This window comes from Hafnia sp. HMSC23F03, from assembly GCF_001816025.1.
Taxonomy (GTDB): domain Bacteria; phylum Pseudomonadota; class Gammaproteobacteria; order Enterobacterales; family Enterobacteriaceae; genus Hafnia; species Hafnia paralvei.
In genome coordinates this window covers 75214-88293 of the sequence record NZ_KV824233.1, presented here as the reverse complement: position 1 = coordinate 88293, position 13080 = coordinate 75214, and the positions used below count along the sequence as shown (strand labels likewise).

The 13080-nt window shown below is 49.0% G+C and carries 12 protein-coding genes; 5 read left to right on the top strand and 7 right to left on the bottom strand.

The genetic code is table 11. The features are described 5' to 3' along the window. Positions 1-83 precede the first annotated feature (83 nt). The 5 genes from mglB to HMPREF3091_RS15285 form a co-directional block, all read right to left on the bottom strand. Positions 84-1082: a galactose/glucose ABC transporter substrate-binding protein MglB gene (gene mglB / locus HMPREF3091_RS15305; protein ID WP_070716795.1), complete on the bottom strand. Its 999-nt coding sequence runs from the start codon at positions 1080-1082 to the stop codon at positions 84-86. A 358-nt stretch (positions 1083-1440) separates the two neighbouring features. Further along, the gene (gene galS, locus HMPREF3091_RS15300) at positions 1441-2439 is read right to left on the bottom strand and encodes an HTH-type transcriptional regulator GalS (RefSeq protein WP_070716791.1); all 999 of its coding nucleotides are present in this window, start codon (positions 2437-2439) and stop codon (positions 1441-1443) included. A 231-nt stretch (positions 2440-2670) separates the two neighbouring features. Then, entirely contained in the window at positions 2671-3876 is a 1206-nt protein-coding gene (gene yeiB, locus HMPREF3091_RS15295) for a DUF418 domain-containing protein YeiB (RefSeq protein ID WP_256385889.1), read from the bottom strand. Positions 3877-3962: 86 nt separating this feature from the next. Continuing rightward, on the bottom strand, positions 3963-4625 hold the full coding sequence (gene folE, locus HMPREF3091_RS15290) for a GTP cyclohydrolase I FolE (protein ID WP_004096103.1): 663 nt from the start codon (positions 4623-4625) through the stop codon (positions 3963-3965). A 140-nt stretch (positions 4626-4765) separates the two neighbouring features. Next, positions 4766-5926, bottom strand: a complete 1161-nt coding sequence (locus HMPREF3091_RS15285; protein ID WP_070716789.1) for a YbfB/YjiJ family MFS transporter — start codon at positions 5924-5926, stop codon at positions 4766-4768. 132 nt (positions 5927-6058) lie between these two features. Between HMPREF3091_RS15285 and HMPREF3091_RS15280 the strand changes: the two genes are divergently transcribed. From HMPREF3091_RS15280 to fghA, 3 genes are all read left to right on the top strand, one after another. Beyond that, positions 6059-7033 (top strand): putrescine utilization regulator PtrR, encoded by a 975-nt coding sequence (locus HMPREF3091_RS15280; RefSeq protein WP_070716786.1) that lies wholly within the window; start codon positions 6059-6061, stop codon positions 7031-7033. After that, complete coding sequence (locus HMPREF3091_RS15275; protein WP_004096108.1) at positions 7020-8144, top strand: S-(hydroxymethyl)glutathione dehydrogenase/class III alcohol dehydrogenase; 1125 nt, start codon at positions 7020-7022, stop codon at positions 8142-8144. Before HMPREF3091_RS15280 ends, HMPREF3091_RS15275 begins: the two co-directional genes overlap by 14 nt. A gap of 93 nt (positions 8145-8237) precedes the next feature. Beyond that, positions 8238-9083 (top strand): S-formylglutathione hydrolase, encoded by an 846-nt coding sequence (gene fghA, locus HMPREF3091_RS15270; RefSeq protein WP_070716785.1) that lies wholly within the window; start codon positions 8238-8240, stop codon positions 9081-9083. Positions 9084-9123: 40 nt separating this feature from the next. Here the strand turns inward: fghA and HMPREF3091_RS15265 are convergent, their stop codons facing one another. Together HMPREF3091_RS15265 and HMPREF3091_RS15260 are read right to left on the bottom strand one after the other, a co-directional pair. Next, a complete protein-coding gene (locus HMPREF3091_RS15265; protein WP_004096110.1) occupies positions 9124-9756 on the bottom strand; it encodes a helix-turn-helix domain-containing protein in 633 nt (210 codons plus the stop codon). Next, positions 9756-10430: a helix-turn-helix domain-containing protein gene (locus HMPREF3091_RS15260; protein WP_004096112.1), complete on the bottom strand. Its 675-nt coding sequence runs from the start codon at positions 10428-10430 to the stop codon at positions 9756-9758. Before HMPREF3091_RS15260 ends, HMPREF3091_RS15265 begins: the two co-directional genes overlap by 1 nt. A gap of 619 nt (positions 10431-11049) precedes the next feature. Between HMPREF3091_RS15260 and moeA the strand changes: the two genes are divergently transcribed. Next, positions 11050-12288: a molybdopterin molybdotransferase MoeA gene (gene moeA, locus HMPREF3091_RS15255; protein WP_070716783.1), complete on the top strand. Its 1239-nt coding sequence runs from the start codon at positions 11050-11052 to the stop codon at positions 12286-12288. A gap of 2 nt (positions 12289-12290) precedes the next feature. Next, positions 12291-13070 carry a molybdopterin-synthase adenylyltransferase MoeB gene (moeB, locus tag HMPREF3091_RS15250; protein WP_070716780.1) on the top strand — a complete coding sequence of 260 codons (780 nt, stop codon included), beginning with the start codon at positions 12291-12293 and terminating at the stop codon, positions 13068-13070. The last annotated feature ends 10 nt before the right edge of the window (positions 13071-13080 follow it).

Sequence of the window (13080 nt, the reverse complement as noted above, 5' to 3'; positions counted from 1 at the left end):
GGGTCGAAATAAACCCTGCCGTTGTGCGAACCATCCGTTAATATCGGACTAATAGGTTATTGTTATAAATACTGGGTAGACGCTTATTTCTTAATAAACTGGGCCAGATTATCCTGATCGACACCGACATACGGAACGCGAACGATTTTATTGTCGATTTTCCAGTTAGTGCCTTCGCCAGCAGGTTTTCCTTCAGCCAGATTTTTGGTCAAATCAAAGGTCGCTTTAGCCTGGTTGTTCGCATCGTTCAATACGGTCCCTGCCATGGCACCCGACTTAACCAATGCCAGCGCTTCTGGCAACGCATCCACGCCAAATACCGGAATATTGGTTTTGTTGTGTGCTTTCAGTGCTTCAACCGCGCCCATGGCCATCGCATCGTTATTGGCGATAACCACTTCAATTTTGTTTGCATTTGGACCCGATAGCCACGCGTCCATTTTATCTTTGGCCTGTGCCGTATCCCACATCGCCGTATCTAGCTGCAGCTGTTGGGTTTTAATACCTTTATCGTTAAGGCTTTTCACCACGTACGTGGTACGTGCTTCGGCATCTGGATGACCCGGTTCACCTTTGAGCAATACGAACTGGATTTCGCCGTCTTTATTCAAATCCCAGTTTGGATTAGCCTTCCAGTGTTTAGCGATTAGCTCCCCCTGAATGATGCCGGACTCTTTGGAGTCAGTCCCAACGTAGTAAGCTTTGTCATAGCTATCCAATGCCTTACGAGAAGGTTCTTTGTTGAAGAAAACAACCGGAACATCGTTGGCTCGAGCTTTATCAATAATCGTTGGCGCAGCGGCGGGGTCAACAAGGTTAATCGCAAGCCCTTTCACGCCGCGTGCCATCAAGACGTCAACCTGATCGTTTTGTTTTGACTGATCGTTTTGTGAGTCATTCATCAGCAATTTAACGCTAGGATCGGCCTTAGCATCGTTTTCCAGCGCCTTACGCACCACGGACATAAAGTTGTCGTCATACTTATAGATTGTCACACCAAGATTGGTGGTTGCTGCCTGTGCCGCGACGCCAAACATCATGCTGGCCGCCAAAGTTGCTAAGGTAAACGTCTTCTTATTCATGTGAAGCTCCGGTTGGATGTAGGGTAATTCAGCACGGATGTCCGATTTTTCAGACGCCCTTTGGGTTATCGCTTCTTTATCATTTATTTCTCGCTTCCACCGTCGCTGCGGCAATAAAACAGACACCCACGCGAACCAAAAAACAAAACATATTTTTTACATTTAGAATAATCCTCATGCTCTAGGTTTGACGCCCGAAAAACCTAGAGCACTAGGGCGGTTTACACGTATGGAAGGTATCTATGACAGTGAAAACGCCACAAGAATAGACACGATTATGTTAATTATCTGTGAATAAACTCACAAATTGAAAACGGTTACATGGTGCAATCTGCTGACAAAGTGAGCTATGCCACAATTATCGAGAACCCACGCTCCAACGTTGTACCAGCGTCGGCATAAAACAGTGCCCTTCAGGGGAAAGCGGCGTTTGGTGCACGGATTGAAGCGCCAGCTCAGTAGCCAAAGTTGCCATAGAAACAATAGGATAGCGTATCGTAGTCAATTTTGGGCTGGTGTAACGCGCGATAGGAATATCATCGAATCCAACGATAGAGAACTGCTCAGGGATGGAGATGCCATTTTCTTTCAGCACCGCCAATGCGCCAGCGGCCATGGCGTCGTTATAGGCAAAAACCGCGCTGAGCTGCTGGTTGCGCCCCAACAACTCAACCATCGCCACCTCTCCTCCCTGTAAATCGGGCGAAGCATAGGCATACCAAGCCTTGCTACCATCAATTCCCGCGGAATGTAGAGCCATTTCATAGCCCTTCTGCCGCATTCTTTGATCTTCAATATCATGATTAGAACCCAAAAATCCGACGCGGCGATGGCCTTTATCCAGCAATAATTGGGTCGCCATTTGCCCACCCGCCTGATTGTTGAGCCCTACACAGCGGTGCTCATAGCCTGGCACAATCCGATTAATCAGCACCATACCTGGCACCTGATGCATAAAGGCCACTAACTCTTCATCAGACAACATTTTTGCGTGAACAATCAATGCATTGCACCGCTGGCGGATCAGCATTTCTATGGCCTTACGCTCTTTGTCTGCATCGTGGTAGCTGTTAGCAATCAGTAAATTTTTACGCTCGCGCTGCGCGACCTCATCCACGCCTTTGACTAATGCGCCAAAAAACGGATCTGATACATCCATCACCACAACACCGAGCATATCGCTGCTTTGGGTTGCTAACGCCTGCGCATTGGCATTAGGCCGATAGCCCAACTCAGCCACCGCACTCTGCACAACCGCTTTGGTTTCAGCCGTCGTTATGGCCGTATTGTTCAAGACTCGCGAAACCGTCGCGACCGATACTCCGGCCAGCCGCGCCACGTCACGGATGGTAATCATGCCCGACGCTCGTGGCGGAGAAGAGAAAAGAGAAAAGCAAAACAGAATGGTGCAGGACGAAGAATAGCGTTCATAGAGATCCCTGAGTCGAAAGCACGCACATAGTGTGACCGCGCTATGCTACTCAGTTTTTCATCATCGCTGCGTGAAATATGTCACAGGAAAGAAAACGTTTTCATACATTTCGTTAACCTTTCCTGTTTGCCACGCCTTTTGGGGTATCTCTAAAGGCTACTTTTGCTGAATAGTGCGAGAACCCAGCGCAGTAAGCTTGCGCCACAGCCATTCAACCGGCCCTTGTTTGAAGTGACTTAGCCAGAATAGCGAGAACAGAATATTAATTAGCCATACCGCAGGCACCACCCAGAGCAATGTACTTCTCGACCACTGATTGAACATCCCAAGGTGATAAAACAGCGTAGTGCACAGCAACGTTTGTAGCAGATAGTTACTCAGTGCCATACGTCCGACCTGACGCAGCGCATAGGCAATTTTCAAGCGAGAGAGCTGCGGCCAAAACCCATAAATCAGCGATACATAGCCTATCATCATTAGCGGTGCTGAAAGCTCGCAGGGTACCTGAAGCAAATAGCCACTAACATGATATTCCCAACCGTTCAGCCACTGCGCCAGCGTTGTGGGGATCTGAATACTTAGCCCCACCAGCAGTGACCACAATGCCGTGCGGCGATAGTGCCGCTGGCTGAAATTACCGCTCAACCAGCCGCTGCGTATCAGCGCTGCGCCCGTTAACATCAGGCCGGCAAGCTGCCAGCCGTATTGCACCGCTAACGCCATTAGGTTCGCGCTGAGCAAATCACTGCGATTACGCCAAGCTTCCCATCCGCCGTGAATTTTCCAAATCTCTTCATACTGAATCGCCGCGTAGCCGGGCAGCCAAAATGAGCTCGGCTCAGGTCCGGCAATTAGCCCAAGCAACAGCAATAACCCAAGCCCTATGGCATACAACACCAAACCGGTACGCAACAGCTGCAATGTAGAGCTCGCGTCGCGGATCATGCGCCAACTGATTAAGCCAATGAGCCCGTAAGCGAGCAAAATATCGCCATCCCAAAAGAAAATGGCATGAACCAAGCCAAACAAAACTAGCCAAGATAAACGAGCTCGCAGCCAATGCTTTCCTTTCGGCATCAGCAGCTGTAGCCCCGCGCCGAACAGAAAAGCAAACATAGCTAAAAATTTGCCCTGCACAAAAATGTGCAATATGCCCCACGTTAAGGTGTCTGCACCGTCAGGTAATCCGTTATAGGCAGGGTTGAGATAAGCGGCCTTCGGTAAACCAAAGCCGGTGATATTCATCAAAAGAATAAAAAGAATCGCCAATCCACGCGCAAAATCCAGCGTACCAATACGCGATTTAAGCTGCGTAGATTTGGTCACCGCATTGGACTCAAAGGCTTGCAAACGCTGCAACATAGCGGCGATTCCTATAAAGAGTGTTCATCTCAGACAAAAACGCCGGCACATGGCCGGCGCTGTATCACTTCGGGTCACAGATTCATTTACCCGTGATGGCGTACCGCCCGCAAAAATTCCTGACGCGTGTTTTGGCTAGACTTAAACAGCCCACCCAACGATGTCGTCGTTGTCGCGCTAGTCGCATCTCTGACTCCGCGAGCTTTCACACAATAATGCGTGGCATCAATCGATACCGCAACATTATTGGTACCCAGCAGCGTTTGCAAAGCAACCAGAATCTGCTGGGTTAAACGCTCTTGTACCTGTGGGCGTTGCGCGAAAAACTGTACGATACGATTGATTTTGGACAGACCAATAACGCAATCTTTTGGGATATACGCCACGGTAGCCTTGCCATCAATAGTGACAAAGTGATGTTCGCAGGTGCTGGTCAGTGTGATATCACGCACCGTGACCATTTCATCCACTTTCATCTTATTTTCGATAACGGTAATCTTCGGGAAATTCGCATAATCGAGGCCGGAGAAAATCTCATCTACGTACATTTTTGCAATACGGTGCGGCGTCTCTGCCAGACTGTCGTCCGTTAAATCCAGATTGAGCAACTGCATGATTTCCGTCATGTGCTCTTTGATACGCTGCTTGCGCGTTTCACGATCTAACACTTCGCCCCGGAGCGGGGTCTCCAGACCACGAGCTTCTAACGCCGCATGAACCTGAGCTGCTTCTTTGCTTAGCAATGACATCAATTTTCTCCTGCAGGTGATCTTAATTCTGAGCACTACGTGATGTAGATCAAGTTCAGAATTTTGCCAACACTTTAGTGGAGAGTGAAAGCTTTATCCAGTGATACTCTTTCAGGGACACATGAAAAACTGTCATTTAGTTAAGGCTCAGCCCGCTCTGTTTTCGCACTGAGCGCGGGTTGCACGCGGAAAACTAAACCTCCAGCAACGATTAAACCTATTGCAGCAATATACAATGCGGGCTCTAAGCGATGCGTGAGCGACGTTGATAATGCGGACAGCATAGGGCCAACGAGCTGCCCCACCGCATAGCCGGTCGTGAGTAGTCCCGCCATGTAGCGGATATGCGCCGGTGCCAGTTCACGCCCATATTGCAGCGAAAGTTGTACCACGCACAGAAAACCACCGCCGGTGAGCAGCGCCCCGAGAACCAAGCCGCTAACGCCGGGAACGGTTTCGCTGAACACGATACCGAGCGCCTGAATCCACAGCACGAGCGCCAAACGCTGCTGGGTCAGTAGCCAACGGCGCGTCAGGATCCCCAAACCAATCCCCACGACCGCCGAAAAACCAAACACCGGCCAGACAAACTGGGCAAACAGGCTCGCAGGAAAACGCGCATGCGCCATCTGCGATAAAAACGTGGCGGGGAGAATATAACCAAATCCGGCCAAACTGTAGCTCCAGACCAAGCGTTTCAATGCGGGTGTTAGTACTAGCGGCTCGGCAGGCACATCAGGACGATGTAGCTCTCCCGCTTTAGGCAGAAAACGCGCCACCGCAGCGATCAGCACCAGAGCCAAAACGCCATAGACCAGCCACGCTTGCGCCGCATCGAGATGAAGTGCGCTAATAGCGACGGATAATATTCCACTGATAAAAATTCCTGCCCCCGGCCCAGCAAACACTGCGGCGGCTAAATTAGGTTTACCAAAATGCGCCAAGCGTTCATTGGTCCACGCGGCGACGAGCACCATCGCCCAACCGCTGGCCCAACCAATGGCAAAGCGGATTAGGCTGTGCCACCAAAAACCACTCACACAGGCCGACAAGAGCGTTAACACAACGGCCCCCCATAGCCCTAGCTGTAAGCGGCGCTCTACGCTGCGGCTAGCGCGCATGGCATCAAAGGCACCCGCTAAGTACCCCAGATAATTGAGTGCGGCAACTAATCCAGCGCCGGTCAAAGAAAACTGATGCTCGGCAATCATCAATGGAACCTGAGGCGTAAAGGCAAACCGCCCTATCCCCATTGCAACAACCAAGGCTAAAAAGCCACTTAACGCGATACGCACTGCCATTGCAGGATCTCCCTCTCTCACTTATTCAAGTCAGAGATTTTTTAAATAAATTATTGTTGTTATATTGCCTTGCCAAATAAGTCACAAAAAGTGAATAATGATAACCAAGTTATTCACGATATGAGAACGACAATGGATCTTACTCAACTCCGCATGTTTTGTAGCGTAGCTGAAACTGGCTCGGTTGCTCGCGCAGCAGAGTTGCTTCATCGCGTTCCCTCGAATCTCACCACCCGTCTACGCCAGCTAGAGCAAGAGCTCGGCACGGATTTGTTCATCCGTGAAAAACAGCGTTTACGCCTTTCACCGATGGGACACAATTTTCTCAACTATGCCAAACGCATTTTGGCACTGAGCGACGAAGCCATGAGCATCACTCATGCCGGTGAGCCCGCAGGTAACTTTGCGCTGGGATCTATGGAGAGTACCGCCGCCACGCGACTACCCGCGTTACTTGCGGCCTATCATCAAAACTTTCCTCAGGTTGCCCTTTCACTGGTTACCGGCACGTCAGGCGAAATTATCGAAAAAGTACGTGCGGGTACCTTATCTGCAGGATTGGCTGATGGACCGATCAATCATGATGAACTTAACGGTTGCATTGCTTTTCGCGAAGAAATGGTGGTGATTTCAAGCTTAGAGCATCCGCCGATTACCCGTGCGAAGGACGTTGCAGATGAGACGCTGTTCGCCTTTCGCCCTAGCTGCTCATACCGACTCCGCTTTGAGTCTTGGTTTCAGCAGGATGGCGCCGTTCCCGGAGCCATCATGGAAATTCAGTCATATCATGCGATGTTAGCCTGCGCCGCCAGCGGCGCCGGTATCGCGATGATCCCACGCTCGGTGCTCTCACTGCTGCCCGGCCACGAACGTGTCGCCGTTCATACCTTGCCTGACAGCATTGCACAAACGGCTACGCGGCTAATCTGGCGCCGTGACGCGTTCAGTCCTAACGTCCGTGAGCTTAAGATGCAAATCATTGAGCAAGAGCGCATTCAAGAAAGCGTTGAAGAACAAAATGAATCTGAACACGCCGAAATAACCGTGTCAGAACCCGCTATCGTCTTACATCAAGAAGAACCAGGAGCACACCATGCAAATGATTAAAACTCGCGCTGCCGTCGCTTGGGGGCCAAATCAGCCACTGACTATCGAAGAAGTTGATTTGATGCCACCCCAAAAAGGTGAAGTGTTGGTGCGCATTGTCGCGAGCGGCGTGTGTCATACCGATGCCTATACCCTATCGGGAAAAGATCCTGAAGGCGTTTTTCCGGCCATTCTCGGCCATGAAGGCGCTGGCATTGTCGAAGCCATCGGTGAAGGCGTCACCAGCGTGGCGGTAGGCGATCATGTCATTCCGCTGTACACGCCGGAGTGCGGTAAATGTAAATTCTGTTTGTCTGGTAAAACCAATCTGTGCCAAGCCATTCGTGAAACACAGGGTAAAGGGTTGATGCCGGATGGAACGACTCGCTTCTCCAAAAACGGTAAACCTATTTTCCACTATATGGGCACCTCTACCTTCTCGGAATACACGGTTTTACCTGAAATCTCTTTGGCAAAAATCAGCAAAGAAGCACCACTGGAAGAAGTCTGCCTGCTAGGCTGTGGCGTCACCACCGGCATGGGTGCCGTAGTCAACACCGCTAAAGTGAAAGCCGGTGATAGCGTCGCCGTCTTCGGCTTAGGCGGCATTGGTTTATCAGCCATTATCGGTGCCAAAATGGCCGGTGCGGGGCGCATCATCGGGATTGATATCAACACCGATAAATTCGAACTGGCGAAAAAGCTAGGGGCGACTGACGTTATCAACCCAAAAGACTACGACAAGCCAATCCAGCAGGTTATTGTTGAATTAACTGACGGCGGCGTCGATTTCTCCTTTGAGTGTATCGGCAACGTTGACGTCATGCGTTCTGCGCTCGAGTGCTGTCATAAAGGCTGGGGAGAGTCGGTGATTATCGGCGTGGCTGGCGCGGGAGAAGAAATCTCTACCCGTCCATTCCAACTGGTGACGGGTCGCGTATGGCGAGGCTCCGCTTTCGGCGGTGTAAAAGGACGTACTCAGCTACCGGGCATTGTACAGCGTTATATGGATGGCGAATTCGCCCTCAATGACTTCATTACGCACACCATGAGTTTGGATGAGATCAATGATGCTTTCGATCTGATGCATGAAGGTAAATCCATTCGTACCGTCATTCATTTTGACCGCTAGGACAAGTGAATAGTTAAGAGCCGTTTTAGCCATAATAATTGGGGTTGCGCTTATACGAAGGCAGCTCCAAGTATCAAGGATAAGGAGAACGCCGTGGATTCGCTTGAACTACTGGAAGAACATCGCCTGTTTAATGGCTGGCAGCAGCGTTATCGACATGCTTCTGACGCACTGAACTGCCTGATGACATTTAGTATTTATTTACCGCCTACCGCTGACGATGCCCCGCCACCGGTGCTGTACTGGCTATCAGGCCTCACTTGTAATGACGAAAACTTCTCTACCAAAGCGGGCGCTCAGCGGATCGCCTCTGAGCTAGGCCTAGCCTTAGTGATCCCAGACACCAGCCCACGCGGCAACGAGGTGCCTAACGATGTGGGCTACGATCTCGGGCAAGGCGCGGGCTTTTATCTGAATGCTACCCAGTCGCCGTGGAATAGCCACTATCGTATGGATGATTACATTACACAGGAGTTGCCAGAGCTAATTCGTAATCACTTCAACGTGGGCGATAAGCAGTCAATTAGCGGCCACTCGATGGGCGGCCACGGGGCTCTAGCACTGGCATTACGTAATCCGCAGCACTATCTGTCAGTCTCTGCTTTTGCACCTATTGTGAATCCAACGCAGGTGCCTTGGGGACGCAAAGCCTTTGCGGCTTATTTGGGGGAAGACCCATCGCTTTGGCAAAGTTATGACAGCTGCTATTTGATCGCCCAGTGTAAACCGTCATTCCCGATCTTAATTGATCAAGGCGACGACGATCAGTTTCTCGCCGATCAGCTACAACCCGCTAAACTCGCCGAACTGGCTCGTCAGCACGATTGGCCGCTAACGCTGCGCATTCAGCCCGGCTACGATCATAGTTATTACACCATTGCGACTTTTATCGAAGATCATCTGCGTTTCCACGCACAGCACCTTGGTTTAGCGCAATAGAAAAGTGTACGAGCAGAAATGGTCGCACCTGCGGCCATTTTTAATACCCCTTCGGCAATTTACCCACAGAAATCAACTTTGCACGCTGCATCTTGATGAACTCCCCTTTACGCAGGTCGGAAAGAATCGCCATCACTGCACTACGGGATAAAGCGCTTCGCTCAACGATATAGTTAGCAACATTATATTTATATCGTTCAGCATCATCCATATCAGCAAGTTCGAGCAAATAATTTTTGACGACCTCATAAGCGGTATCAGCGACATTGAGATTCTGCTCGACAAAAATTGAAATGAGATTTGTGCTAAGCACTAAACAAATATCTTCCCACAGATCAAAATCCTCTGCGGCTTGAATAAAATCATCGGGATAAACTAATATAGCCTCGCATGCTTCATCCGCTTTAATATAATGGAACGAGTTGTTATACAGCGCCTCACTAAAGCTAGTCACATTGGGGGCACTAATCGTCCCTAAGAACAGATCGCTACGCCTGCGGTATACTGAGAAAGAACCACTTTTAATAATCAAAACACCTGATGATGTACCATAGTCTTCAAAAGCATAGCGTTTCCCCGCCTTTAACTGCTCATGAACCACATTAGGTAAAGTACTTAGTACATCCACAATACGTAAAATAGCTTTCTTAACAGCCAGTTGTGGTTCCTCCATTATTTTTTCTCCTGTACTTGTTGTGCAATAAGCTCATCAGGTAATCGATTTATCTTTATCAACTTTCCATCTTTCATCTCGATACATTTCTGATTACGTAACTCAGACAAAATGCTCATGATGGCACTACGAGAAAGTACGGTGAGATTTTGCAGATATTTCCATACTGCAATTGACTGACGAAAGTCAGGCGACATAAATTCAAGCTCGATAAGATAGGTTTTTACAATATCGTAAGCTCGGCGACTGTCTGTGTTGGCCAAACGCGAATAAAGCACCTGAGCATGCGCACTAAGCACATAACAGATATCTTTCCACAAATGATTTTCACGTAAAAAAAGCACAAAATCATCATAAGGCGCATAGGCCATCACAATATCAGTCTCTGCCACAACTTCATGAAACCGCTGATTTAATAATAATTCCCCTATCCCGATCATATTAGGCGCTTCACAGATTGCCATCATTTTTCCAGAACTGACTCTCTGAATACTGACACTGCCTTGTTCTATAATCAAAACATGCTGTCCGCCCCAGATTCCGTGTTCTGATAAGTGCTTGCCCTTGGCAAAATGATACTGCCGATAAAAAGGCTGCTGTTTGAGCAAGCTGATAATTCTGTCTATTTGTTCGCTGGGTTTAAAAACAGTATGTTCAACCAAGTGAGTATTCATATCGTCATCTCATTGCTTTAATTCCAGTTCATTTTAACCCAGTTCGTTTAGGGAACATTCCCATTTTTATCCGTAAAAGTCTTATTATTATAGAATCTGTCATTTTTATTGGTAAGAAAACGTTACGTAAGCCAAGGTATTGGCGGTTCCTCTATTGAATTCGTCTCTTTGAATAGGTATCGCCATGAATGCAATTTCACTTTGAACCTCCTTATTTTAGCTTTCGACAAAAAAATATAAATCACCATTTTCATCTTAAGAATCAGTTTAATAGATAGATATCAAAGCATTTTTACCGAAACCCTCAGTAAAATAGCTACCATGTATTCCTTAGACCGTTTGGATCGATATGCGCGAACATGATGTTATATCACTATATATGCCCATACCGTTTTCTAACAATTCATGCAAATGACTTATAAATAATGGCAGTGATTATTTTTTAGAATAAATAGCTAATTATGGTTATTCATATCTGTATTGATATCGAAGAGATTTTTACTTTCAGCGCCGGACAAGCAGGCGTTCTCCCTTCCGCTGATTTCTGCCATAATACGCCTATTATTGACCGCCCTAGAGCTGAGAATGGCTGTCGGGAAACCTGCCACGGAGCTAACCGATGGATTGCTACAACACATCTGATTTAATCTCTATTGAACAAGCGCTAAACAAATTACTGACCCAAACCTCTGCCATTACCGAGCGTGAAGACATTGCACTTACTGAGGCAGCAGGCCGCATCACTGCTCAGCCAGTCATTTCCCCAATCAATGTGCCACCATTTGCTAACTCCGCAATGGATGGATATGCCGTACGTTTACAAGATGTGACTCCCGATGCGGTTCTTACGATCGCGGGAAAGGCATTTGCTGGTTCACCGTTTAGTGGCGAATGGCCATCAGGAACTGCTATCCGCATTATGACGGGAGCGCCAGTCCCCGCGGGAGCGGATGCGGTGATTATGCAAGAACAGGCTGAAGTGTCTGAACAAGGTGTACGCTTCACCGTCATGCCACAGCAGGGACAGAATATTCGCTTGGCAGGTGAAGATATCCAACAGGGTGCCGAAGTTCTGGCTGCAGGTGTGCGCTTGGGAACGGCAGAATTACCCTTATTGGCGTCTTTAGGAATAGCTCGTCTGCAGGTTGTACGTAGACTAAAAGTGGCTCTATTTTCTACCGGAGATGAGCTACAGCCTGTCGGTACTCCGTTGCAGGAGGGGCAAATCTACGATACCAACCGTTTTGCCGTTCGCTTGATGTTAGAGCAAATGAACTGCGACATCATCGATTTAGGTATTATCCGCGACGACCCGCAGGCATTACGTGAAGCCTTCAAAGCGGGCGACCTGCAAGCAGACCTGCTGATTAGTAGCGGTGGCGTATCCGTGGGGGAAGCCGATTTCACCAAACAGATTTTAGATGAAGTAGGCAAAATCAGCTTTTGGAAACTGGCAATGAAGCCGGGTAAACCTTTTGCTTTTGGTCAGCTTAACCGTGCGCTGTTCTGCGGTTTACCAGGCAACCCTGTTTCGGCAGTCGTGACTTTCTATCAGCTCGTGCAACCGCTCATCGCCCATCTTTCTGGCGATAAAAGCTGGCAGGCTCCGGCGCGTTTGAAAGCTAAGGCGATGACGCCTCTGAAAAAATCCCCAGGACGTCTCGATTTTCAACGTGGCATCGTGAGCGCTAATGCACAAGGTGAACTGGAAGTTCGCACCACGGGCCATCAAGGCTCGCACGTATTTAGTTCATTCACCCTTGGAAACGCTTTTATCGTGTTAGAACGCGAACGCGGATCGGTTGAAGCAGGTGAGCTGGTCGATGTTGAGTTGTTTAATCCACTGTTGAGATTCTAACTATGACGCCAGAGGTACCCGTGTCCTCACCAGAAGAGCTAAGTGACGCAGAGATGATGCGCTATAACCGTCAAATCGTCCTGCGTGGTTTTGATTTTGATGGACAAGAAAAACTCAAAGCGTCACATGCGCTGATCATCGGATTGGGCGGCTTAGGCTGCCCTGCTAGCCAATATCTGGCGGCTGCTGGAGTGGGAACGCTAACGCTGGTCGACTTCGACACCGTATCTCTGTCAAATCTGCAACGTCAAATTCTGCATAGCGATGCGCGCATTGGCATGGCGAAAGTTGAATCCGCGGCTCAGTCGCTGCGCGTGGTTAATCCCCATACGCAGCTTCATCCTATTCATGCTGTGCTTGACGATGTGGCTTTGGCTGCGCTGATTGAAAAATCAGATGTGGTTCTTGATTGCACAGATAATGTGGATATCCGCGATCGGCTCAACCGTCTGTGCTTTAGCCAACGTAAACCGCTGGTATCCGGTGCAGCTATCCGTATGGAAGGCCAAGTTAGCGTATTCACCTATCAGGAGAATGAGCCTTGCTATCGCTGCCTCAGCCGCTTATTTGGTACTAATGCACTGACCTGCGTCGAGGCTGGCGTGATGTCTCCTCTCGTCGGGATCATTGGTGCAACTCAGGCGATGGAGGCCATCAAACTACTGAGTCACTTTGGTCGTATCCCGCACGGGCAGATAATGATGTATGACGCGATGAGCTCGCAATGGCGAACCATGAAACTTGCGAAGAACCCGACCTGCGAAGTTTGTGGTAACGCATAGCCGATCTGGT